The organism is Curtobacterium sp. MCBD17_008, assembly GCF_003234475.1.
In the GTDB taxonomy this organism is placed as follows: domain Bacteria; phylum Actinomycetota; class Actinomycetes; order Actinomycetales; family Microbacteriaceae; genus Curtobacterium.
In genome coordinates, this window is record NZ_QKTK01000002.1 from 1 (window position 1) to 22,276 (window position 22,276).

Below are 22,276 nucleotides of genomic sequence, written 5' to 3' on the forward strand. Positions count from 1 at the left end.
GCCCAGGCGACCCCTCCTGTCGCGCCGGTTCCTCCCGCCCCACCCGTCCCCACGGACCTCATCGCCGTGATCGACGGGATCCCGGCCCGCCTCCGCGCGTCCCTGGCGCGCGAGTACCCCGTCAGCCGCGAGCAGCTGCCCCTGGTCGAGGCGGTCGTCGACGCCGTCACCAAGGCGGTCGTCGACGCGATCGCCGTCGAGCTCGACCGGATCACCACGAGCGGCGTCATCCGGTCCTGACCCGCGGCGCGCACCCGGCGGCGAGCACCCGGCGGTGCGCACCCTGCGGTGCGCGGGGCCCGACCCCGCCGCTCTGCCGCGCCCCCACCTCTGCCTCGACCCCACCGTCCTGGCCCGAGCCGGCCGGGACGCCGTCCCGCGGAGCGGCGTACCGTCGACCTGGTCGTGGCGCTCGGGCCACGCGGTGAGGAGACCACGGTGCGCGTGTCGGTGTTGGGAACCGGAGCGATGGGAGCGGGTGTCGCGCAGTCGTTGCTCCGCGCAGGGCACGACGTCACGGTGTGGAACCGCACGACGGAGCGCGCGCGACCCCTCGCCGACCTCGGCGCGACCGTCGTGGCAGAGGTCACGGACGCGGTCGCCGATGCCCAGGTCGTGCTGCTGACCCTGTTCGACACCGACGCGGTGGTCGACGTCCTCGAGCAGGCCGCCGGTGATGCGCCGCAAGATGCCGTGTGGGTGCAGGCGTCGACGATCGGCGTGCCGGGCACGGAGACCGTCGTGCAGCTCGCCGCGAAGTACGGCATGACCCTCGTCGAGGCCATGATGCTCGGCACGAAGGCGCCGGCCGAGCAGGGCAAGCTGACCATGCTCGTCGCGGGCGATCCCGACGCGGTGTCCGGCGTCGAGCCCGTGCTCGATGCCGTCAGCGCCAAGGTCGTCCACGCGGGCGACCGGGTCGGCCAGGGGACTGCCCTGAAGCTGGCTGCCAACGCCTGGATCGCGTCGATCACCGCGGCCACCGGGCAGTCGTTGGCGATCGCCTCGGCACTCGGCCTCGACCCGCAGCTGTTCCTCCAGGCGATCGAGGGGTCGGCGAGCGACTCCGCCTACGCCCACACGAAGGGCGCGGCGATGATCGCGCAGGAGTTCCCGGCGCAGTTCGCCCTCGACGGTCTGCGGAAGGACATCGCTCTCATCACCAAGGCAGCTCGGGATGCCGGCGTCGACACCACCCTGCTCGACGCACTCGGCCGGGTCTACGCCGAGGCCAGCGCTGCCGGGCACGGCGGGGACGACATCGCGGCGGTCGGCACCGCGTTCTGACGACCGTCAGGACCGGCGGAACACCTGCCGGAGTCGTCGGGCGACCCGGCCCACGGACTCGTCGTTCAGGGTGTTCGCGAGCGTGAAGGCCTCCTGCGCGGGATCCGCGCCGTCCCGGATGCGTCGCAGTGCGGCATCTGCCCGGGCACGCGCGTCGAGTTCGGCCGCGGGCATGTCGTCCTCGGGCTCGCGCATGCCCTCAGCGTACGGCGGGACGTGTCGCGACACGGACGTCAGTACTCGTCGTGGTCCGCGGACTCGTCGACGGCGCCCGCCATCTCGCGCAGGAAGGCCACGACCACGGCCATGTCCTCCGGGGGCAGGTGCTGCGCGACCTCGACGGCACGGGAGTCCAGGTCGCCGATGACGGCCAGGGCGCGACGCATCGAGCGACCCGTGGCGGTGAGGATGACCCCACGCCGGTCGGCCGGGTCGGCGTGCCGTTCGACGTGACCGGAACGGACGAGCCGGTCCACCAGCGCCGACGTCGACGCCGCGGTGATGCCGAGGCGCTCGGCGAGTTCCTTCGAGTTGACGGTCCGGCCGGACGTCTCGGCGTCGACGAGCACCCGCAGGGCCATCAACGCGTTCTCACCGATCCCGAGTTCCTCACGCACACGACGCTGGGCGGAGCTCTCGGCAGTGCGGTACCGACGCAGCGCGTTCAGCACGTCCACCGCGTCGACCCGGGAGTCCTCGCCGTACCAGAAACCCGGGGCTGCTGTCGTCACCTCGGAAGTCATGGGATCAATGCTAGACGGTCTAGTTAGTTTGTCTAGCGAGCGCGTCAGATGCACGTCCACCGTCCAGGGAACGAAGCGAGCGACGGTCTGCAACACTCGGGACGTCATCCCGAAACACCCCGGCAACGCGCGGTCAGTAGGTTCGCCGCATGCAGGAGTCGCCGTGCTGAACCGACTCGCGCGGAGCGTCCACAGCGTCGGGGGCGCGGTCGAGCGGACGGACGTCGTCGCGCGTCTGCTGGACGTGCACCTCGCGCGCCGGGACCCCGCGGCCGAGACGGGCTCGATCGGCCGGAGCCTCCGCGGCGTCGTCGGCGCCACCGTGCCGGAGGACGTGGACCTCGGTCCGGACGCGACCCTGGAGGCCCTGGCGCTCGACCGCCACGAACCGGCCTCCATCGCCGCTGCGGTGGCGGTCGCCCGGGACGACGCGCGTCGTGCGCGTGACGTCGTCTCCACCGAGCTGTGGGACTGCCTCAACACGACGCGGTCGCGGCTGCCGCGCAAGATCGCGGGGGAGCGGGCGCACGAGTTCCTCGGCTGGGTCCGCGAACGGAGCGCCCTCGCGGTCGGGGTCGTCGACGGGGACGCCAGTCGCGACGAGGTGTGGGAGTTCTTCACCCTCGGTCGCTCGCTCACCCGGTTGACGGTGACCGCGCGGATGCTCGCGTCGGACCTCCTCGACCCGGCCTCGGCGGCGTCGTGGACGACCGCGCTGCGTGCCTGCGGTGCGGGGGAGGCGTTCCACCGCGAGCACCGGCGCGGCACGACGTCCTCGGAGGCGGCCACGTTCCTGCTCCTCGACGCGCACAGCCCGCGCTCGCTCCTCTTCCTCACCCGCCGGAGCGAGGAGTGCCTCGACGACCTCGTCGGCGTGCACCTGGCGGCCGAGGTCCGGGCGTTCGGCGATGCCCGCGCCGAGCTCGAGACCCTGACGCCGGACACCGCGGTCGACGCCGCCCGGTCCGCCGGAGCGCGGCTCGCGCTGGCCGCCGAGACGGTGACGGCGGCGCTGGACGCCCGCGTGTTCGCCGCACCCGAACCGGTCGGCTGACACCGGGCCGGACCGGGCCGGGCCAATCCGGGCCAGGGCCAGGGCCAGGGCCAGGTCAGGTCAGACGGCGCTCGACCGGTCCGCCACCACCTCGTCGTGCTCGAGGTCCCGGCGCACGGCCGCTCGGCTCGCCCGCGTCCCGACCACCGGTGTCGACCGCGTGACGGCGAGGTGCAGACGTGCGTCGGCGTCGTACCGCAGCCGGAGGTGCTGGGACCGGACGAGCCACAGGACGGCGATCGCGAGCGCGACGAAGCCCGCGAGCGCGCCCACGACGATCGCCCACCGCGGTCCCCAGGCGTCGGCGACGGCACCGACGACGGGAGCGCCGACGGGGGTGCCGCCGACGAAGATCGCCATGTAGAGCGCCATCACGCGGCCCCGCATGGCCGGGGTCGTGGTGGTCTGCACGAGGGCGTTCGCCGTGGTCATGAAGGTCAGGGCTGCGAGGCCGACGAAGGCGAGCAGGACCGCGAAGACCCAGTAGGTCGGGGCGAGGGCGGCCGCGGTGCAGGCGAGGCCGAACCCGCCGGCGGCGAGGACCAGCGTGCGCATCCGGGGAGCGTCGCGTCGTGCCGCGAGCAGGGCGCCGAGCACCGAGCCGACCGCCATCACCGAGTTGAGCAGCCCGAAGTCGCCCGCACCGCGGTGGAACTCCACCCGCGCCATCGTCGAGGTGAAGATGGGGAAGTTCACGCCGAAGGTGCCGACCACGAAGACCATGGCGAGCACGACGAGGATGTCCGGCCGGGTCCGGACGTACCGGAACCCCGCGACGAGCTGCCCCTTCCCGCGGGCGGCCCGCGGGCGGTCGGCGAGCTGCCGTGGGTCGACGAAGCGCAGGGCCACGAGCACCGCGAGGAACGACCCCGCGTTGATGACGAACACCCACCCGGAGCCGATCGCCGCGATGAGGACGCCCGCGACCGCCGGGCCGACGAGCCGGGCGGCGTTGAACGACGCCGAGTTCAGCGCGACGGCGTTCGACACGTTCTCGCCCGTCACGACGTCGGACACGAACGCCTGCCGGACCGGGGTGTCGAACGCCGCGACGACACCGAGTGCGAGGGCGAAGCCGTACAGGGTCCACAGCGTCGCGGTGTCGGTGAGGACCATCACGGCCAGGCCGAGCCCGAGCAGTCCCATCAGGCCCTGGGTCACCATGAGCATGCGACGCCGGTCGAAACGGTCCGCGACCAGTCCGGTCCAGGGCAGCAGGAGCAGTTGCGGACCGAACTGCAGCGCCATCGTGACGCCGACCGCGACGGCGTCGTCGTCGGTCAGCTGGGTGAGGACGATCCAGTCCTGGGCGGTGCGCTGCATCCAGGTGCCGATGTTCGACACGAGGGCGCCGGCGAACCAGATGCGGTAGTTGCGTCCCGAGAGGGACCGGAACACGGCGCTCACCGGGCGGCGAGCTTCCGCATGACGTCCGTGGCGGCGGCGAGGGTCCGTCGTTCCGCCGCGGTGAGGGCCGTGAGCCGGGGACTGAGCCAGTCGTCACGACGCTGCCGGGTCTCGGCGACCAGCTCTGCGCCGGCCGGGGTCGGGCAGAGCAGCACCTTGCGTCGGTCGTCCCCGTGGTCGTCCTTCGTCAGCAGGCCGCGATCGATCAGGACGTCCACGGTCTTCGTCATCGACGGGGGCGTGACGCCCTCGGCCCGGCTGAGGTCGGCGAGCGTCATCGGCCCGTCGCGGTGCAGCAGGGCGAGGGCGGAGAACTGGGCGTCGGTGACGGACGTGTCGGCCTTCTGCGCGCGGAGCGTGCGCGAGAGCCGGTTCACGGCCACACGGACGTCGGTCGCGAGTGCGGCGTGCGGAGCGGGTCGGCGACGCGCGGTGGTCGGGAGCGGGTCGGTGGCGGTCACGGATCGTCAGCCTACCTCATTAGTTCAGCGAACGAACCAGTTGGGCCGCCTCGCCCCGCTGTCTCTGACCGCCAGGCGTACGATGGGCATCTGGACAACAGGTGTTGCCCAGATGAGACGGGCCGGAAGGCACCAGGAGGAGCAGGACGCATGAACGGGTTCGAGGGCAAGGTCGCCATCGTCACCGGAGGTGGCAGCGGGATCGGCGAGTCGATCGCGAAGGAGCTCGCGGCGGCGGGGGCCTCCGTCGTCGTGACGGACATCAAGCAGGAGGCGGCCGAGCGCGTCGTCGCCGAGATCGAGCAGGCCGGTGGCACCGCGGCCGCCGTCGCCGCGAACTCGGCCCTCGCCGCCGACAACGAACGTGCCGTGCAGTTCGCCGTCGACACCTACGGCGCACTGCACCTCGCCGTGAACAACGCCGGCATCGGTGCCGCCCCGCAGCCCATCGGCGAGTACGACGTCGAGGCGTGGGACCGCGTCCGAGCCGTCGACCTGGACGGGGTCTTCTACGGCCTCCGCTACGAGATCCCCGCGATCCTCGAGTCGGGCGGCGGCGCCGTCGTCAACATGTCGTCGGTCCTCGGCTCGGTCGGCATCGCGAACAACGCGGCCTACGTGGCGTCGAAGCACGCACTCGTCGGGCTCACGAAGGTCGCGGCGCTCGAGTACACCGCGAAGGGCGTCCGCACCAACGCCGTCGGCCCGGGCTTCATCGACACCCCGCTGGTCCGGTCCTCGCTGAGCGCCGACGAGCTCGCCGGCCTCGAGTCCCTGCACGCCGCCGGACGACTCGGCACCGACACCGAGGTCGCCGCGCTCGTCCTCTTCCTGCTGAGCGACCAGGCGTCGTTCATCAGCGGCAGCTACCACCTGGTGGACGGCGGCTACTCCGCGCACTGACCGTCCGTGCACTGACCCTCACGCACCCGCCTCGGTGCACCGACCCTCCGTGCGGTCGCGCGGGCGGCCTCGAGCCGGTGCGCGTGCACCGGCCGGCGGACCGGCCGGGAGGCCCGATCGTCGTGAGCAGACCTGCTCACGACCGTCGGGCCTCCCGTCCGTCAGCGGGTCTGCGTGAGGATCGCGTCGTGTGCGAGCAGTGCGTGCACGCCCCACGTCCGGTTGGCGATCTGCGTGATGCGCATGCTCACCGCGACGCTCGCCATCGCGAGCGCCTCGGCGCGGCCGATGCCGTGCTCCGCCGCGATCCAGTCGACCATCCGGTCGAGGGCCGTCGTCGTCGCCGCGTTGAGGTCCGCGTCGAAGCCGAACGTGATGCGCCCGGCCGGGGTGTCGGCGTGGATGCCCGCGACCGGCGCCGTGTCGAGCAGGGACAGCGTCATCGTCGTCGTCATGCCGCACTCGACGGCCGTGCCGGAGACCTCGCCGTCGCCCTGGGCGGCGTGCCCGTCCCCGACCGTCAGCAGCGCGTCGGGCACCGTCACCGGCAGGTACAGCGTGGCGCCGGCGACGAGTTCGCGGCAGTCGATGTTCCCACCACCGACGGCCCGGGGCGGGGTGGTCACGTGCTCGCCGGTGGCCTCCGGCGGGACGCCGACGACGCCGAGGAACGGGGCTGTCCGGACGCCGAGTCCGAGCTGGTTGGAGGCGGTCCCCGCCGACGCGTCGATGTCCCAGAGGAGCGGCCCTCGCGTCGACGGGTCGGCGAGCCCGAGCGCTCGGTTCAGCGGGGTGTCCACCCCACCGGAACCGGTGTAGCCCCAGTCGTCCGGGACGAGGTCGTCGAACCGGACCGCCAGCACCTGCCCGGGACGGGCGCCCGCGACCGCGATCGGCCCGAGCAGGCAGTGGCCTCGTCGCGGACTGATGAGGGTCGGCACGTCGACGCCCGGTGCCGGCAGACGCTCGGTGTAGCCGGCGGCGTCGAGCGTGTGGACGGTGACGGTGTCGCCGGGCTCGACCGTCAGCACGGGCCGGCGTTCGGCGGTGAACACGTCGACGGCGGTGTCCGCGGTGGTCGCGATGCGGTGGTGGGTCACTCGGCGATCCTGCCAGGCCGCACCTGTCGGCGCCGTGGGGCGGGCCTCCCGTCCGGACGGGGGACGTGGGCCGCGGGCGGGGTGGGCGTGCCTGCGAGGCGGGTCTGCCTGCCCAGCCTGTGAGACGGGCCTGCCTGGGAGACGGGCCCGTCTCCGGGTAACGCCGCACGACGGACGAGACGCCGCCGGAACCGGCGGCGTCTCGGGTGCGAGGTGGTGTCTCGAGCAGACGGTGGCGTCTCGAACGCTCAGTGGAACTGGGGGATCGTCAGCCCGATCCCGTACAGGACGGCTGCGCCGCAGAGCGCGAAGCAGACGCCGGCACCGAGGGACGCCATGCGCGGTGTCGAGCCCGAGCGCGGGGTCTCCTCGGCGTACTGTGTGCGCTCGCCGCCGACGTCGGCGGGTTGACCGGTGCCGAGCAGGCGCAGGCCGAGCGTGTAGAGCAGCACGACGCCGACGGCGGCCACGAAGCCCACCCCCGCGACGGTGCCGATCGCTCCGAAGTCGATGTCCATCTGGTCCTCCCTCAGTTCCCGGCGGCCACGGACTCGCGCTCCGGGGCGCCCTCGCGCACGTCGTCCGCACCGATCGGCTTGCGGCGGGCGAGGACGGCGAACGTGAGCCCGCTGACCAGGGCCAGCACCGCCACGACGACCAGCCCGATGGTGGAGCTCGACGCGATCCACGTCGCCAGACCGCCCACCACCGCGGCGGACGGCAGCGTGATCACCCAGGCCACGACGATCTTGCCGACGACACCCCAGTGCACGTCGGCCAGCTTCTTGCCGAGGCCCGAACCGATGACCGAGCCGCTCGTGACGTGCGTCGTCGAGAGGGCGAAGCCGAGGTGCGAGGACACGAGGATCGTCGCGGCCGAGCTGGTCTCCGCCGCGAACCCCTGCGGGGACTGCACGTCCGAGATCCGCTTGCCGACGGTCTTCATGATCCGCCAGCCGCCCATGTACGTGCCGAGGGCGATCGCGAGCCCGCAGGCCAGGACCACCCAGAGCTCCGGGGCGGTCCCCGCGCCCTGGTAGCCCGCCGCGATGAGGGTCAGGGTGATGACGCCCATGGTCTTCTGCGCGTCGTTCGTCCCGTGGGCGAGCGACACCAGGGAGGCGGACACCGTCTGGCCGTGCCGGAACCCGGTGGCGGCGCCGTGCGTGGTTGCGTTCTTCGTGATCGTGTAGGCCAGGTAGGTCGCGACGAGGGCGATCACCCCGGCGATGACCGGGGAGAGCAGCGCCGGGAGCACGACCTTGGAGACGACCGTGGCCCAGTCGACCGAGTCCAGCCCGGCACCGATCACCGACGCCCCGATGAGCCCGCCGAACAGGGCGTGGGTGGACGACGACGGCAGGCCCGAGTACCACGTGGCGAGGTTCCAGAGCACGGCGCCGACGAGCCCCGCGAAGACCATCGTCGGGGTGATGTGGATGCCGTCCTCTCCTTCGCGGATGAGGCCCTGTGACACGGTCTTCGCCACCTCGGTGGAGAGGAACGCACCGACGAGGTTCAGGACGGCGGAGATGAGGACGGCGGTGCGGGGCTTGAGGGCACCCGTGGCCACCGAGGTGGCCATGGCGTTCGCGGTGTCGTGGAACCCGTTCGTGAAGTCGAACACGAGGGCCACCACGATCACCAGCACGACGGTGACGAGGACGTCCATGCGCGGAACGCTAGGCCGGTCCCCGGAGGTGCGCGTGAACGCGGGATGAACAGGTGCGGCGTCTGCCAGGATGACGCCGTGCCCACGTTCTCCGCCGCCCGAGGTGACTCCTCGTTCACCGACGCCCACGGCGTCGAGATCGTCTACTCGACCTGGCGTGCGGGCAGGGCGAAGGGCATCGTGCAGATCGCGCACGGCGTCGGGGAGCACGCGCTGCGGTACGAGCCGCTCGCCCAGGACCTCGTGCGCGCCGGCTGGACCGTGCACGCGACCGACCACCGCGGCCACGGCCGGACCGGTCTCGGACAGTGGGACGGCGACCACGGGAAGCTCGGACGCCTGGGCCCGGGTGGACTGCGGGCGGCGATCGCGGCGGTCGAGCAGATGACGACCGTGGCGATGGACGGCGACCCCGGGCTGCCCGTCGTGCTGCTCGGACACTCGTGGGGGTCGCTCATGGCCCAGCGGATCGCGAACACCTCGTCGGAGCGGTACGCGGGCGTCGTGCTGTCGGCGACCGCGCTCCGGTTGCCCGGGTTCATGAACGGCGGGGACCTCAACCGGCGGCACGCGGCGTCCGGTCCGACGAAGCACGAGTGGCTCACCCGGGACCGGGCGGTCATCGACGCCGTCGGGGTCGACCCGCTCGCGGTCGAGGCCGACGTGCTGGGGTTGTTCGGGCTGCCGGACACCCTCCGGCTGCTCGGGGTCCCGCGCCGGGCGATCCCGCACGACCTGCCGATGCTGCTGCAGGTCGGCTCCGAGGACTCGCTCGGCGGGCCCCGGTCCGTCGAGCTGCTCGCGCGGGCGTACCGGCGGCGTGGTCAGCTCTCCGACGTCACGGTGCGCGTGTACGAGGGGGCGCGGCACGAGGTCTACAACGAGACGAACCGTGACGAGGTGGTCGCGGACCTCGTCGCGTGGCTCGACCGGGCGGTCGACCGCAGCTGACCGGCGGGCTGACGCCTCGGTCGGAGGATGCCGGGTCAGCTGGCGGTGCCGCCGTGCTCCGCGGAAACGGCCGCGTCCGCGTCCGCTGACCGTGCCGCCACGCGTGCCAGGAACCGGCGCACCGACCCGTGGAACAGGTCCGGGTCCCGGTTCATCTCCGAGCCGTGCGGACAGGACGCGACCTCCACCAGGGTCGCCGCCGGTCCCGCCGCCGCGACGAAGCGCCGCGAGGCGTCGATCGGCACGTCCCGGTCGCCGACGCTGTGGATCACGAGCAGCGGGACCCCGACCGGCGGCCGCGGTCGCATCCGTCCGAGGGGGATCGGCGTCCGCATGCCGGCGAGCCGGGAGAGTCCCGGGACCGTGAGCGCACCGGCGCCGAGCACGCCGAGGAACCCCGGGAAGCCGGCCTTCACCGCGCCCCACCGGAGCGCGGTGAACCAGTCGAGGGCCGGACACACCAGGACCATCGCGCCCACGCGGTCCCGGAGTGCGGAGTCGCTCGCCGCGTGCATCGCGATCGTCGCCCCCATCGACCACCCGACGAGGACGAGCCGCTCCGCACCGTGGTCGACGGCGTACCGCATCGCGGCGTCGAGGTCGTGCCACTCGTCGGAGCCGAACGTCGCCGGCAGTCCACGGTCGTCCTCGACATCGCCGCGGTACCCGATCACGAGCGAGGTCATGCCGGCGTCGAGGGTGTCGGGGACGCCACGGAGGACGGCGGTCCGGCTGGAGTGGATGCCGTGCACGTGGATCGCCCACGTCGTCGCCCCGGGAACGGGGAAGAGCCAGGCCGGTCGGTCCGAGCCGTCCGCCGTGATCGTGACCTGGGCGGAGTCGGGCGACACGGCTGTCGGCTGGTCGAGGAGGTACCCCGTCCAGAGCAGCTCGTCACCCGGGGCCGGCAGCGTCGCGGGGGCGTCGAGCACCGCGCGGCACACCCGCTCGCCGTCGTCGGTGCGGACGTCACCGAGCAGGACGCTGTGCTCGTCGTCCCCGAAGTACACCCGGTACACGCCCGGGCACCGGGTCTGCTCGTCGGCCGGCACGGTGACGCCCGCGGGACCCACGTCGAGGACGGTCACGGTCCGCTTCGGACGCGGATGGACGGCCTTGCGGGCGACCACGACACCCGCTGCGGTCGATGCTGCGAGCCCCACGGCGGCCGCTCCCGCCACAGCACGGACCACGACGCCGGTCATGCACATGCGCGGACCCCGCCGCCACGTCCGACGCCCGGTCCGACGTCGTGCTGTCCGGCGCTGCCCTGGCTGCCGCTGCCTTGGCTGCCGCTGTCCTGTCTGACCACACGACGACCCTATTCGGGAACCAGCGACCGACCCGCGACCTGTGGATGAACACACCCACCGACGGAGAAGACCCCGGCCTGTTGGGGGGAACAGACCGGGGCCGGACCACTCGACCCATTGGGGGGAACGGATCGAGTGGCGACGCCCGAGGCTCGAGGGGGGTCGCACCCCAGGCGTGGTGACGACGCTACGCCCGCACACGCACAGCGGCAACTCGGTTCGTTTTCAGGTGATCGGGTCGCACTGCGGGCGACGGACGCCGTTCCCGGCCGCCGGACGGGAGTCCCGCTGCGGGGCCGCCACGGGCCTCCCGGAATAGGGTGGCGACATGCACGGTGAGTACAAGGTCCCCGGAGGCAAGCTCGTCGTCGTCGACCTGGAGGTCGTCGACGGCAAGATCGACCAGTTCCGCCTGGCCGGTGACTTCTTCCTGGAACCGGACGACGCGCTCCCGCTCATCGACCAGGCGGTGGACGGGCTCCGTGCCGACACCGACGCGGCCGGCATCGCCGCCGCGGTCCGCCACGCGCTGCCGGAGGACGCCGTCCTGCTCGGCTTCACGCCCGAGTCCGTCGGGGTCGCGGTACGGCGGGCGCTCTCGCGCGCCTCCTCGTGGCGGGACTACGAGTGGCAGGTCGTCCACGAGGGGCCGATCAGCCCGAACGAGCACCTCGCGCTCGACCAGGTCCTCACCGAGGAGGTCGGGGCCGGACGCCGCGGGCCGACGCTGCGCATCTGGGAGTGGGACCAGCCCGCGGTCGTCATCGGGTCCTTCCAATCGCTCAAGAACGAGGTCGACCCGGCCGGCGCTGAGAAGTACGGCGTGCAGGTCGTGCGGCGGATCTCGGGCGGCGGTGCGATGTTCATGGACGCGGGCGCGATCATCTCGTACTCGCTGTACGTCCCGACCGACCTCGTGCAGGGCATGACGTTCGCCGACTCCTACGCGTACCTGGACGAGTGGGTGATCGAGGCGCTGAAGTCCCTGGGCATCGAGGCGTACTACCAGCCGCTCAACGACATCACCTCGACCAAGGGGAAGATCGGCGGGGCCGCACAGAAGCGCCTCGGCACCGGGTCGCTCCTCCACCACGCCACCATGAGCTACGACATGGACGGCGAGAAGATGGTGGAGGTCCTCCGCATCGGCCGCGAGAAGATGAGCGACAAGGGGACGACGAGCGCCGCGAAGCGGGTCGACCCGCTGCGCTCGCAGACCGGTCTCACCCGCGCCGAGATCATCGACCGGCTCATCGGCACGTTCACGAAGCTCTACGGCGCGACCGAGGGGCACGTCACCGACGCCGAGCGGCAGCGGGCGCAGGAGCTCGTCGACACGAAGTTCTCGACGCGGGAGTGGCTCGAGCGCGTCCCCTGAGCGCGGACCCCCGGGGTCCGGCCATCGCCGTCGGTGCGGATCGCGAGGATCAGCCGCGCGGCGGATGTCCTCCGTCGATCGGCCACGTAGCGTCACTCCCGTGAACTGGTTGATCTTCCTGGGGGCGGTGGCCGTCGCGGCCGTCGTGATGTGGATCGCCGACCGTCTGGGCTGGATCGACCTGTCGAACAAGGCCACGCGCGGGGGCGGATCCGGCGGTGCGGTCGGGATGCTGGACGAGGTGTTCGCCCCGACGCGGCACGAGACGCAGACCGAGTACGAACGGCAGGCGCGGTTGCCGCGGGAGGCGCCGACGCCGTCCCGTCACGACCACGACCTGCTGAGCGGGTCGGTGCTCATCCGGGTGCCCGCCGTCGGGGCACACTCGGCTGGTGCGCACCGGGCCGGTACGCACGACCGCCAGTACTGACGGGAACGCGTCAGCGAGCCGTGAGCTCCTGGTAGTCCGGGTGCCGCTCGACCCAGGCCGCGACGTAGCTGCACTGGGCGACGACACGTCGGTCGGAGTTCGCGCGGACGTCGTCGAGTGCGTTCTGGACGAGCATCGACGCGTGGCCGCCGCCGCGGTGTTCGGGGTCGACCTCGGTGTGCACGAAGCGGATCTCGTCGCCGTCGACCTCGTAGGCCGCCAGCCCGATCACCTCGCCGTCCTCGACGAGGGAGTACTGGTTCTTGTCGGTGTCGTTGCGCACGTCGAGACTCATCGTCCGGACGTTACCCCGGTCGGCCCGGAGTGGGCACGGAGTCGTCCCGGTGCGGGCGCGGAACGTGACGAGGGCGGGTCCGCGCGGCGGTGTCCCGTCGCTCGGACCCGCCCTCGTCCGGAGCTACTCGGCGCAGCTACTCGGCGCTGTGGCGACCGTGCGGGTGGTCGTCGTGACCCGACGGGGGGACCGGGGCCGTGCCGGCAGCGTGGGCGCCGTGCTGCGTCCGGATCGCGCCGGTCAGCGTCGGAGGCTCGTCCACCGGGGTCGACGCCGCGTGCGCTCCGTGCGTCGTCGCGTCAGCCGTTCCGCTGGATGCCTGGGCCGAGCGGGGCTGCGCGGGGACGTCGGGCGAGGTGGGCACGACCGCCGTCGAGCCGGTGTCGGGGGAGACGAGCGAACCCGACCCCGCGGCGGCCTGCTGCGCGTCGACGGTCAGGCGGTCGTCGTCGGCGCTCTTCCGTGCGGCGTCGGCCTGCTCCTGCAGGGCCGAGGTCTTCCGGAGCGGCGGCACGCGGAAGAACCACGTGAGGACGAACGCCACGAGGACGACGGCCAGACCCACCCAGTAGACGGTCACGGCGGAGTCGCTGAACCCGACCAGGAACGGACGGCTCAGTCGCGGGTCGGCGCCGTTGAGGAAGGACGTGTCGTTGGTGGACGACGTGGTCGACGACGTCCCGCCCTTCCCGTCGCGGAGCTGGTCGACGAGCTCCGGCGCCACCGCGTCGACGACGTCACGACGCTGGTCGGCGTCGGAGTAGTCGACCTGCAGCGTGCCGTCGACGACCTCGGCGTTCGCCTTCGCGGCGGCGGCCTGCAGTGCCTGCTGCTCGGCGGCACCCTTCGCGTCGTCGACCTGCTGGGCGATGACCGTGTCGGCGGCCGCGGCGGGGACACGTCCGGCGGCGACCTGCTGCTGGACGGCCGCGGTGACCCGCTCCGTGACGGCCTGGTCCGCCGCGCGCTTGGCCTGCACGGCGCCCTGGTCGAGACCGTCCTGCACGTTCCGCTTGACCGGCGTGACGATCGGGTCCCAGATCTGGTCCATCACGCCCGCGTTCTGCTCGGCGTTCGCCACCGCGGGGTTCAGCGCCGCGTTCAGGGCGCTCTTGAGGTCGGACTCGTTCTGGAGCGCCCCGGAGATGTTGGTCGGCATCAGGCTGAACAGCACCGAGAGCAGCACGGCGGTGCCCATCGTGCCGCCGATCTGTCGGAAGAACGTCGCGGCGCTGGTGGCGACACCGATGTCCCGCGGGCTCACCGAGTTCTGCGCCGCGAGGGTCAGCGTCTGCATGAGCTGTCCGAGCCCGAGGCCGATGAGGAACATCCCGGTCATGAGGAACCACAGCGGACGGTCCGCGGTCAGGAACGTCAGGACCGTGTAGCCGACGGCGGTGAAGGCCGTGCCGGTGACCGGGAAGATGCGGTACTTGCCGGTGCGCGAGACGATCTGTCCCGATGCGATCGAGGAGATCATCAGGCCGAGGACCATGGGCAGCATCGCGAAGCCGGACTCGGTCGGGGTGACCCCCTTGACGATCTGCAGGTACAGCGGGATCGTCAGCATCGCGCCGAACATGCCGAAGCCGATGAGCACGGACAGGACGGCTGCCATCGAGAACACGTGCGAGCCGAAGAGCTTCAGCGGCAGGATCGCGTCGTCCCCCATCGCGCGCTCGACGATGACGAACGCGATGAGCCCGAGTGCGCCGATGCCGTAGCAGGCGAAGGCGCCGGGGGAGTCCCAGCCCCAGTCGCGGCCCTGTTCGGCGATGAGCAGCAGCGGCACGAGGGTGACGATGACGAGGCTGGCACCCCACCAGTCGATGCGCGGCTTCCGACGCTCGCCGAAGTTGGGCAGGTGCAGGAACGTCAAGACCATGAACAGCGCGATGACGCCGATCGGGACGTTGATGAGGAACACCCACCGCCACCCGGTGACGAACAGCAGGTCGTCGGCGCCGGCGAAGACACCGCCGACCAGTGGCCCGATGACGGAGGAGATGCCGAACACGGCGAGGAAGTAGCCCTGGTACTTGGCGCGCTCACGCGGCGCGAGCATGTCGCCCATGATCGCCAGCGGCAGCGACATCAGGCCACCGGCGCCGAGGCCCTGCAGCGCACGGAAGCCGGCGAGCATGAGCATGGACGTCGAGAACGAGGCCGCGAGCGAGCCGATGATGAAGATGCCGATGGCCGTGATGAACAGCGGTCGCCGACCGAACAGGTCGGAGAGCTTGCCGTAGATCGGCGTCGTGATCGTCGAGGCGATCAGGTACCCGGTCGTCACCCACGCCTGCTGGTCGAGCCCGTGCAGGTCGTCGCCGATGGTGCGGATGGCCGTGCCGACGATCGTCTGGTCGAGGGCGCCGAGGAACATGCCGGCCATGAGGCCGTAGATCACCAGCAGGATCTGGCGGTGGTTCATCACGGCGTTCGACGCCGTGGTGGGGGCCGCGGGTGCGGTCGCGATCTGTGTCATGTGCGGGACTCCCGAGGACTTTGCGCTGCGTGCAAAGTTACAACCGCCGCACGCACGGCGTGCTCCGGCGGGGCGTTCCTGTGGGGATCGGCAGCCGTCCACAGCCCGACGTGCGGCTGGACTGGAGGCCCGCATCGCGGTCGTCGAGGGCCCGCATCAGGGGCCCGGCGCGCACGGCAGGGGTCAGCCGTGCACGGAACGGCGGCCGGTGTCAGGCCCCCAGCGCGGCGTCGACGATCTCCTTGGCCTCACGCTGCACCTGCTCGAGGTGTTCCTGCCCGACGAAGCTCTCGGCGTAGATCTTGTAGACGTCCTCGGTGCCCGACGGGCGGGCGGCGAACCACGCCTTGTCGGTGACGACCTTCACGCCGCCGACGGCCGCGTCGTTGCCCGGTGCCTTCGACAGCTTGGCGGTGATCGGGTCGCCGGCCAGGGTCTCGGCCTGGATGGCGTCGCCGTCGAGCTTGCCGAGGCGCGCCTTCTGCTCCTTCGAGGCGGCGGCGTCGACCCGCTGGTAGACCGGGGCGCCGAACCGTTCGGTCAGCTCGGCGTACAGCTGCGACGGCGTCTTGCCCGTCACGGCGACGATCTCGGACGCCAGGAGCGCCAGGATGATGCCGTCCTTGTCCGTCGTCCACGCGGTGCCGTCCTTGCGGAGGAACGAGGCGCCCGCGGACTCCTCACCGCCGAACGCCACGGAACCGTCGATCAGGCCGGGGACGAACCACTTGAACCCGACCGGGACCTCCCACAGGCGACGGCCGAGGGACTCCGCGACGCGGTCGATGATGCTCGACGACACCAGGGTCTTGCCGATGGCCGCGTCCTCGCGCCACTGCGGGCGGTGCGCGTACAGGTACTCGATCGCGACGGCGAGGTAGTGGTTCGGGTTCATCAGCCCGCCGTCCGGCGTGACGATGCCGTGCCGGTCGGAGTCGGCGTCGTTGCCGGTCAGGACGTCGAAGTCGTCCTTCCGCGCGACCACGGAGGCCATGGCGGAGGGGCTCGACGGGTCCATCCGGATCTTCCCGTCCCAGTCGAGCGTCATGAACGACCAGGTCGGGTCGACGTCCGGGTTCACGACGGTGAGGTCGAGTCCGTAGTGGTCGCGGATGAGGTTCCAGTACGGCAGCGACGCGCCACCGAGCGGGTCGGCACCGATCTTCACCCCGGCGCGCTTGATCGCGTCGATGTCGATGATGTTCTCGAGGTCCGCGACGTAGTTGTGCAGGAAGTCGTAGCCGTCGTGCGTGGCGTGCTCGGCGCGCTGCACCTCGGCGTTGCCGCCGGCGATGATCGCGTTCGCCCGGTCCGCGATCCACGTCGTCGCGTCGCTGTCGGCCGGGCCGCCGTGCGGCGGGTTGTACTTGAAGCCGCCGTCACGCGGCGGGTTGTGGCTCGGCGTGATGACGATGCCGTCGGCGGTGTCGTCGTGGCCGGCCGTGTTGTAGGCGATGATCGCGTGGCTCAGCGCGGGTGTCGGCACGTAGCCGTTGTCGGCGTCGGCGAGGACGTGCACGCCGTTCGCGGCGAGGACCTCGAGCGCGGTCCGCTCGGCCGGGCCGGAGAGCGCGTGCGTGTCACGGCCGATGAAGAGCGGGCCGTCGGTGCCCTGCGCGGTGCGGTACTCGACGATCGCCTGCGTGATGGCGGCGATGTGCGTGTCGTTGAACGCTGTGTCGAGCGACGAGCCCCGGTGGCCGGAGGTGCCGAAGACGACCTTCTGCTCGGGGTTCGTGACGTCCGGGACCCGGTCGTAGTACGCGGCGATGAGGGCGTCGAGGTCGACGAGGTCGTCTGCGGTCGCTGGGGTGCCGGCACGGTCGTTCATGTGCCCATCCTGGCATCCGACGGGTGGACGCGTTCAGGGTCACCGCTGGACGAGCAGGACGGCCGCCTGCCGGACGAGGAGCGAGCGGCCGCCTTCCCGGACGAAGGGGGGCGTCAGGGAGTGCGACCGCTCGCGGTCTGGGGGAGTGGTGCGGGTCAGGCGGTGCGGAACGACCCCGTGGCCGTCCGGACCGAGCCGGTGACGGTACGGGTGCTCGCGGTGACCGTGCTCGGACGACGGGACTGCGTGTCCACGAAGCGGCCGAGGCGGCCCACGGCGACGCCGGTGTAGCTCCCGATCGTGTCGGTCCGGGCGTCCGCGGACGAGGTGTACGTGCCGTGCTCGTCGCGCTGCCGGAGCCCGCTCACGAAGGTCCCGCCGAGGGGGAAGGTGTTCATGGTGGTCTCCTCGCTGTCGTGCCGAGGTGTCACGTCCGTCGAGTCGACGTCCGCGACGCCGTCGACTGCTACGACCACTCTACGTCCTTCTCTTGCATGATGCAAAAGAAGGACGGCTCAGGCGACGAGCTCGCAGAAGTGCCGACCGCCGTCCGTCCAACTCTGACGGGCGGTGAGCCCCGCGGCGGCGGCGTGTGCACGGAGTGCTGGCAGGCCGACCTCGGCCCACGGGAAGGCCGAGCTGGCGTGGCCGTCCGCGTCCGTCACCGTGGCGGTGTAGGTGCGGTCGGCGTCGGCATCGCGGTTCGTCTCGACCACCACGCGGCCGCCCGTCCGGACGATCTGCGCTGCTCGGGCCAGGAGCGCGACCGGGTCGCCGCCGATGCCGATGTTCCCGTCGATGATGAGCGCGGTGTCCCACCGGCCCTCGTCCGGCACCGGGTCGAAGACCGATCCGTGGACCGCGCGTCCGCCGGAGCGCTGCGCGATCGCCACCGCCTCCGCCGAGACGTCCACACCGAGCGCGGGCAGGCCCATCCGGAGTGCGGCGACGAGCATCCGGCCCGGTCCGCACCCGAGGTCGATCACCGGGCCGTCGGCGCCCTCGAGCAACGACACGTCGACACGGTCCGCGGCGGCGCTCCACCGGCCGACGTCCATCGTGACGACCTCGCCGGGACGCGTGGGGTCGGTCAGGCGCAGCCGGCCGTCGGACCGCAGTGCGCGGGCGTACGGCTCGTCGCCACCGGCCCCGAAGGCCTGGACGGTGCTGGTCGTGTCGGTCATCGGACACCTCCGGAGGTGGTCGCGGACTCGGCGGCCAGGGCCGCGGCGAACCGCGTTGCGGGTGCGAGGGCCGCGACGCGCTCGGCGTCGGGCAGCGTGTCGACGTCGAGCAGTTCGGCCAGGAGGCCCGTGTCGCGTCCGGCGGACCGCAGACGCTCGAGCTGCACGGCGCCGGTGTCGTCCTGCGACATCGGCACGCCACGCAGCAGGTCGCCGGTCGGCTCGCGCAAGTACAGCGACCAGAACCCGCCGTCCTCCGCCGGACCGAACCACGCGTCCCGCTCGGGACCGGCGAACACCGGGGCGAGCGCGTCGGCGGACACCTGCGGGGTGTCCATGCCGACCAACAGGAGCGGCTCGTCCACGGTGTCGAACAGGAACCCGAGGCGCTCGTCGAGCCCGCCACCGGGCTGGTGGACGACGTCGAAGCCCTCGGCGCCCTCGGGCAGGACGTCGCCGTCGAAGAACAGGACCCGGCGGGCGGCGGGGAGCGCGGAGACCGTCGCGAGGGTGTCGGCGAGGCTCGCGGCGGCGACCCGTGCGGCGCCCTCGGGGGAGAGTGCCGGGGTCAGGCGCGTCTTGACCTTGCCCGGCAGGCACTCCTTCGCGACGACCGCGACCGTGATGCCCATGGGCCCGTCGGTGCCGGGTCCGCCCGTGGTGCGCGCGGCCGTCACGAGCGGGCCTCGGCGGCGACGCGCTGGCGGACCGACACGGGCGCGGCGGAGCGGGTCCGGGCCTCCCGGCGGTACGCACGGAGCAGGCGGGACATGTCCTTGACGGCGTTGACCGTCCCGCGGAGCGTCCCGGTGACCTTGCTGTCGCCGATGCGCTGCGCGTACCCGATGTCCGACTCGTCGACGCGCCACCCGGCGGCGTGGGCGGCGAGGACCATCTCGAGCGGGTAGCCGCTGCGGCGGTCGCGGAGGTCGAGGGCGACGAGGTCCTCGCGGTGCATCACGCGCATCGGGCCGAGGTCGTGCAGTCGGTAGCCGGTCGCACGTCGCATGAGGACGGCGAGCACGCGGTTCGCGAAGCGTGCGTGCGGGGCCCAGGCGCCGCGGCTCGTCGGGACACGGCGGCCGAGGGCGAGGTCGACCCGACCGTCCGCGACCCGCTGCACGAGGGCGGGGAGTTCGGCGGGGTCCATCGAGGCGTCGGCGTCGCAGAAGGCGACGTAGTCGGCGGTCGCCGCTGCCACGCCGGCGGCGCAGGCGGAGCCGAACCCGCGGACCGGTTCCGTCACGACGAGGGCGCCGTGCGCGCGGGCGACGTCCGCCGAGCCGTCGGTCGAGCCGTTGTCGACGACGATCGCCCGGTAGCCCTCGGGGAGCCGACCGATCACCTGCGGCAGGGCGTCCGCCTCGTCGAGGCAGGGGAGGATCACGTCGACGCTCATGGAGACCATTCGGTGCCCTCCGTCGGATCGACTGGTCGAGCTGTCGTCCTGGCGGTGCGGTCCGGCGTCGGGGTCGGCGGCGGGGTGTTGCGTCATGCACACGAGCAAACACGATCCCGGCTGTCGGGGGACAGTGAACGCGTCCCCCGACGGCCGTTCTGCGCACCGTCCGCGGTGTGCCGACGCGCGGCGGACCGCGCTGTGGTGCGACCGTGCCCGCCCGGAGGGGGTGGGAGCCGGGAGGCCCGTGGCGGGGCCGCCACGCGCCTCCCGGCCCTGTTCGGGGGACAGGACGGGGTCGCCGCGGGTGCCGCAGCGCGGGAGCCCGGACCTAGCGCACGGCCGCGCGGAGCGGCGCGGTCGCGAACTCCCGCATGCCGCGGGTGAAGTCGACCTGCGCGCGCCAGCCGAGCTCGTCCGCGATCCGCGAGGACGACGCCGTCACGTGCCGCACGTCACCCAGGCGGTACTCACCGGTCACGACCGGTTGCGGACCGTCCGGACCGGCGATCGCGGCGGCCATCTCGCCGATGGTGTGCACCGTGCCCGAACCGACGTTGAAGGCGCGGAACGACTCGGACGGCGCGGAGCCGGTCGCGTCGATCGCGGCGAGGTTCGCTCCCGCGACGTCGTCGACGTGCACGAAGTCGCGGCGCTGTGCCCCGTCCTCGAAGACGCGCGGCGCCTCGCCCCGCGCCAGCGCCGAGCGGAACAGGGACGCGACCCCGGCGTACGGCGTGTTCGCCGGCATGCCCGGGCCGTAGACGTTGTGGTAACGGAGGGCGACGGCGCGGCCGCCCGTGGCGCGGGACCACGACGAGGCGAGCTGCTCCTGCGCGACCTTCGTCTGGGCGTACACGTTCCGCGGGTCCAGTGCGGCGGACTCGTCGATCAGCCCGGGTCGGAGCGGCCGACCATCGGGGCCGATCGGGTCGAAGCGGCCGGCGTCCAGGTCCTCGCGGCGGCGGGCCGGCGGGCGCATCGGGTCGCCGTCGGCGGTGCTGTACGCACCCTCACCGTAGACGACCATCGAACTCGCGACCACGAGCCGGTCGATGTCGAGACGGTCCATCGCGGCGAGCACGTGCGCGGTGCCGGCGTCGTTGCTCGAGACGTAGTCGGGCGCGTCCTGGAAGTCGACACCGAGGCCGACCTTCGCCGCCTGGTGGCAGACGACGTCGACGTCCTGCAGCGCGGCGTCGAGGGCGGCACGGTCACGGACGTCGCCGTGCACGAGCTCGATCCCCGCGGTCCGGTGCGCGGTGACGACGGCCTCCGGGTCGCCGTGCACGTCGGTGCGGAGGGAGTCGAGGACGCGGACCTCGTGTCCCGCCGCCAGGGCCTGCCGGACGATCGCGGAGCCGATGAACCCGGCGCCGCCGGTCACGAGCAGCCGGGTCACGGGCGGAGGTCCATCACGCGGGCGCTGGCGCTCGCCGGGACGAGTTCGCGCGGCGTGTAGTCCTCGGGGACCGCGGCGACGATCGAGCCGATGGCGCGGACGATGACCTCGTTCGCGCGGGCCAGACGGTCCATGACGGCCTGGTGCGTGACCGGCGCCTCGGTGTTGGTCGTGGCGTCGGTGCTCGTCGTCTCGTCGGTCACCGGGGCCAGGCCCGCGTCGGCGTCGGTCACGAACGACAGGTTCACCGTGCCGATGCCGAGCTCCGCGGCCAGCGGGACCTCGGGCGTCATCGTCATGTTGATCGTGTGGCCGCCGGCCTCGCGCATCCAGACGGACTCGGCGCGGCTCGAGAACCGCGGGCCCTGGATGACGACGCACGTGCCGGTCGGGCGGAAGGGCACGTCGAGCGCCGCGACGGCGTCGATCGCCGCGCGCCGGAGCACCGGGTCGAAGGGGTCGGCGAAGGAGAGGTGCTGGACCTCGTCCTCGAAGTAGGTGTCGGCCCGGCCCCAGGTCCGGTCGATGAGCTGGTCCGTCACGACGAAGGTCCCGGGGGCGTAGTCCGGGTGCAGGCCGCCGACGGCGCTCGAGGACACGACGGCGCGGACGCCCAGGGAGCGCAGTGCCCACAGGTTCGCGCGGTGCTCGATGCGGTGGGGCGCGACGGAGTGGGCCCGGCCGTGGCGGGTGAGGAAGGCGACCCGGCGGCCGGACATCGTGCCGATGCTGATCGGGCTGGAGGTCGGGCCGAACGGCGTCGGGACGTCGACCTCGTCCGCGGTGCCGGGTTCGAACAGTTCGTACAGGCCCGAGCCGCCGATCACGCCGATCGTCGTCGTCTTCTCGTTCTCCACAGGTCCTCCGGTCGTCCTCGGCGCTGGTCGGCGCCGTCGTTACGCTACAGATGCGGGCCAGGAGCGGCCCGCGTGTGGTGCCGTCGTCCTGTCGGCGCCACGTCACGACCATTCGGAGGCGCGC

The 22,276-nt window shown here is 72.5% G+C and carries 24 protein-coding genes; 7 read left to right on the top strand and 17 right to left on the bottom strand.

The features are described 5' to 3' along the window. Both DEI95_RS16535 and DEI95_RS01830 read left to right on the top strand, forming a co-directional pair. Nucleotides 1-240: hypothetical protein (locus tag DEI95_RS16535; protein WP_375342335.1), on the top strand; the 240-nt coding region annotated here is incomplete at its 5' end. A 165-nt stretch (nucleotides 241-405) separates the two neighbouring features. Continuing rightward, nucleotides 406-1,287 carry an NAD(P)-dependent oxidoreductase gene (locus tag DEI95_RS01830; protein ID WP_258367401.1) on the top strand — a complete coding sequence of 294 codons (882 nt, stop codon included), beginning with the start codon at nucleotides 406-408 and terminating at the stop codon, nucleotides 1,285-1,287. Between the two features lie 6 nt (nucleotides 1,288-1,293). On the opposite strand, the gene DEI95_RS01835 is transcribed toward DEI95_RS01830, so the two are convergent. Together DEI95_RS01835 and DEI95_RS01840 are read right to left on the bottom strand one after the other, a co-directional pair. After that, the gene (locus tag DEI95_RS01835) at nucleotides 1,294-1,482 is read right to left on the bottom strand and encodes a hypothetical protein (RefSeq protein WP_110899798.1); all 189 of its coding nucleotides are present in this window, start codon (nucleotides 1,480-1,482) and stop codon (nucleotides 1,294-1,296) included. Between the two features lie 38 nt (nucleotides 1,483-1,520). Next, on the bottom strand, nucleotides 1,521-2,030 hold the full coding sequence (locus DEI95_RS01840) for a MarR family winged helix-turn-helix transcriptional regulator (RefSeq protein WP_110890450.1): 510 nt from the start codon (nucleotides 2,028-2,030) through the stop codon (nucleotides 1,521-1,523). A 163-nt stretch (nucleotides 2,031-2,193) separates the two neighbouring features. Here DEI95_RS01840 and DEI95_RS01845 point away from each other — a divergent pair, with 163 nt between their 5' ends. Next, complete coding sequence (locus DEI95_RS01845; protein WP_181436155.1) at nucleotides 2,194-3,084, top strand: alpha-E domain-containing protein; 891 nt, start codon at nucleotides 2,194-2,196, stop codon at nucleotides 3,082-3,084. 60 nt (nucleotides 3,085-3,144) lie between these two features. Here the strand turns inward: DEI95_RS01845 and DEI95_RS01850 are convergent, their stop codons facing one another. Together DEI95_RS01850 and DEI95_RS01855 are read right to left on the bottom strand one after the other, a co-directional pair. Beyond that, a complete protein-coding gene (locus DEI95_RS01850) occupies nucleotides 3,145-4,491 on the bottom strand; it encodes an MFS transporter (RefSeq protein ID WP_110823535.1) in 1,347 nt (448 codons plus the stop codon). After that, a complete protein-coding gene (locus DEI95_RS01855) occupies nucleotides 4,488-4,952 on the bottom strand; it encodes a MarR family winged helix-turn-helix transcriptional regulator (protein ID WP_110890444.1) in 465 nt (154 codons plus the stop codon). The genes DEI95_RS01850 and DEI95_RS01855 overlap by 4 nt, the downstream gene beginning before the upstream one ends. 150 nt (nucleotides 4,953-5,102) lie before the next feature. Between DEI95_RS01855 and DEI95_RS01860 the strand changes: the two genes are divergently transcribed. Then, the gene (locus tag DEI95_RS01860) at nucleotides 5,103-5,855 is read left to right on the top strand and encodes an SDR family NAD(P)-dependent oxidoreductase (protein WP_110823537.1); all 753 of its coding nucleotides are present in this window, start codon (nucleotides 5,103-5,105) and stop codon (nucleotides 5,853-5,855) included. 161 nt (nucleotides 5,856-6,016) lie between these two features. Here the strand turns inward: DEI95_RS01860 and DEI95_RS01865 are convergent, their stop codons facing one another. From DEI95_RS01865 to DEI95_RS01875, 3 genes are all read right to left on the bottom strand, one after another. Further along, nucleotides 6,017-6,955, bottom strand: a complete 939-nt coding sequence (locus DEI95_RS01865; protein ID WP_111059199.1) for an acetamidase/formamidase family protein — start codon at nucleotides 6,953-6,955, stop codon at nucleotides 6,017-6,019. A gap of 248 nt (nucleotides 6,956-7,203) precedes the next feature. After that, complete coding sequence (locus DEI95_RS01870; protein ID WP_111059200.1) at nucleotides 7,204-7,473, bottom strand: hypothetical protein; 270 nt, start codon at nucleotides 7,471-7,473, stop codon at nucleotides 7,204-7,206. 11 nt (nucleotides 7,474-7,484) lie between these two features. Continuing rightward, a complete protein-coding gene (locus DEI95_RS01875) occupies nucleotides 7,485-8,627 on the bottom strand; it encodes an inorganic phosphate transporter (RefSeq protein WP_111059201.1) in 1,143 nt (380 codons plus the stop codon). 78 nt (nucleotides 8,628-8,705) lie between these two features. On the opposite strand from DEI95_RS01875, the gene DEI95_RS01880 reads away from it, so the two are divergent. Then, entirely contained in the window at nucleotides 8,706-9,578 is an 873-nt protein-coding gene (locus DEI95_RS01880; protein WP_111059202.1) for an alpha/beta hydrolase, read from the top strand. 35 nt (nucleotides 9,579-9,613) lie between these two features. Here DEI95_RS01880 and DEI95_RS01885 read toward each other — a convergent pair whose 3' ends face one another. Beyond that, nucleotides 9,614-10,783: a S9 family peptidase gene (locus DEI95_RS01885; protein WP_146243564.1), complete on the bottom strand. Its 1,170-nt coding sequence runs from the start codon at nucleotides 10,781-10,783 to the stop codon at nucleotides 9,614-9,616. A gap of 436 nt (nucleotides 10,784-11,219) precedes the next feature. Between DEI95_RS01885 and DEI95_RS01890 the strand changes: the two genes are divergently transcribed. Beyond that, nucleotides 11,220-12,269, top strand: coding sequence for a biotin/lipoate A/B protein ligase family protein (locus tag DEI95_RS01890; protein WP_111059204.1), 1,050 nt, complete (start codon nucleotides 11,220-11,222; stop codon nucleotides 12,267-12,269). Between the two features lie 100 nt (nucleotides 12,270-12,369). Further along, complete coding sequence (locus DEI95_RS01895) at nucleotides 12,370-12,699, top strand: hypothetical protein (RefSeq protein WP_110823543.1); 330 nt, start codon at nucleotides 12,370-12,372, stop codon at nucleotides 12,697-12,699. A gap of 10 nt (nucleotides 12,700-12,709) precedes the next feature. On the opposite strand, the gene DEI95_RS01900 is transcribed toward DEI95_RS01895, so the two are convergent. The 9 genes from DEI95_RS01900 to DEI95_RS01940 all read right to left on the bottom strand — a co-directional run bounded on the left by DEI95_RS01900 (nucleotide 12,710) and on the right by DEI95_RS01940 (nucleotide 22,152). Further along, nucleotides 12,710-12,994, bottom strand: a complete 285-nt coding sequence (locus DEI95_RS01900) for a GNAT family N-acetyltransferase (protein WP_110823544.1) — start codon at nucleotides 12,992-12,994, stop codon at nucleotides 12,710-12,712. A gap of 136 nt (nucleotides 12,995-13,130) precedes the next feature. Further along, nucleotides 13,131-15,479: an MDR family MFS transporter gene (locus tag DEI95_RS01905; protein ID WP_111059205.1), complete on the bottom strand. Its 2,349-nt coding sequence runs from the start codon at nucleotides 15,477-15,479 to the stop codon at nucleotides 13,131-13,133. A gap of 211 nt (nucleotides 15,480-15,690) precedes the next feature. After that, nucleotides 15,691-17,310, bottom strand: a complete 1,620-nt coding sequence (gene pgm, locus DEI95_RS01910) for a phosphoglucomutase (alpha-D-glucose-1,6-bisphosphate-dependent) (RefSeq protein ID WP_110890430.1) — start codon at nucleotides 17,308-17,310, stop codon at nucleotides 15,691-15,693. A 155-nt stretch (nucleotides 17,311-17,465) separates the two neighbouring features. Then, nucleotides 17,466-17,708 carry a hypothetical protein gene (locus tag DEI95_RS01915; RefSeq protein ID WP_220036609.1) on the bottom strand — a complete coding sequence of 81 codons (243 nt, stop codon included), beginning with the start codon at nucleotides 17,706-17,708 and terminating at the stop codon, nucleotides 17,466-17,468. Between the two features lie 117 nt (nucleotides 17,709-17,825). Continuing rightward, complete coding sequence (locus tag DEI95_RS01920) at nucleotides 17,826-18,494, bottom strand: bifunctional 2-polyprenyl-6-hydroxyphenol methylase/3-demethylubiquinol 3-O-methyltransferase UbiG (RefSeq protein ID WP_111059207.1); 669 nt, start codon at nucleotides 18,492-18,494, stop codon at nucleotides 17,826-17,828. Next, on the bottom strand, nucleotides 18,491-19,126 hold the full coding sequence (locus DEI95_RS01925; RefSeq protein ID WP_111059208.1) for a DUF2064 domain-containing protein: 636 nt from the start codon (nucleotides 19,124-19,126) through the stop codon (nucleotides 18,491-18,493). The genes DEI95_RS01920 and DEI95_RS01925 overlap by 4 nt, the downstream gene beginning before the upstream one ends. 41 nt (nucleotides 19,127-19,167) lie before the next feature. Further along, a complete protein-coding gene (locus tag DEI95_RS01930; RefSeq protein ID WP_110823548.1) occupies nucleotides 19,168-19,902 on the bottom strand; it encodes a glycosyltransferase family 2 protein in 735 nt (244 codons plus the stop codon). A gap of 322 nt (nucleotides 19,903-20,224) precedes the next feature. After that, nucleotides 20,225-21,295, bottom strand: coding sequence for an NAD(P)-dependent oxidoreductase (locus DEI95_RS01935; protein WP_110823549.1), 1,071 nt, complete (start codon nucleotides 21,293-21,295; stop codon nucleotides 20,225-20,227). Further along, nucleotides 21,292-22,152, bottom strand: a complete 861-nt coding sequence (locus DEI95_RS01940) for an MTAP family purine nucleoside phosphorylase (protein WP_110823550.1) — start codon at nucleotides 22,150-22,152, stop codon at nucleotides 21,292-21,294. The genes DEI95_RS01935 and DEI95_RS01940 overlap by 4 nt, the downstream gene beginning before the upstream one ends. Nucleotides 22,153-22,276: the final 124 nt, after the last annotated feature.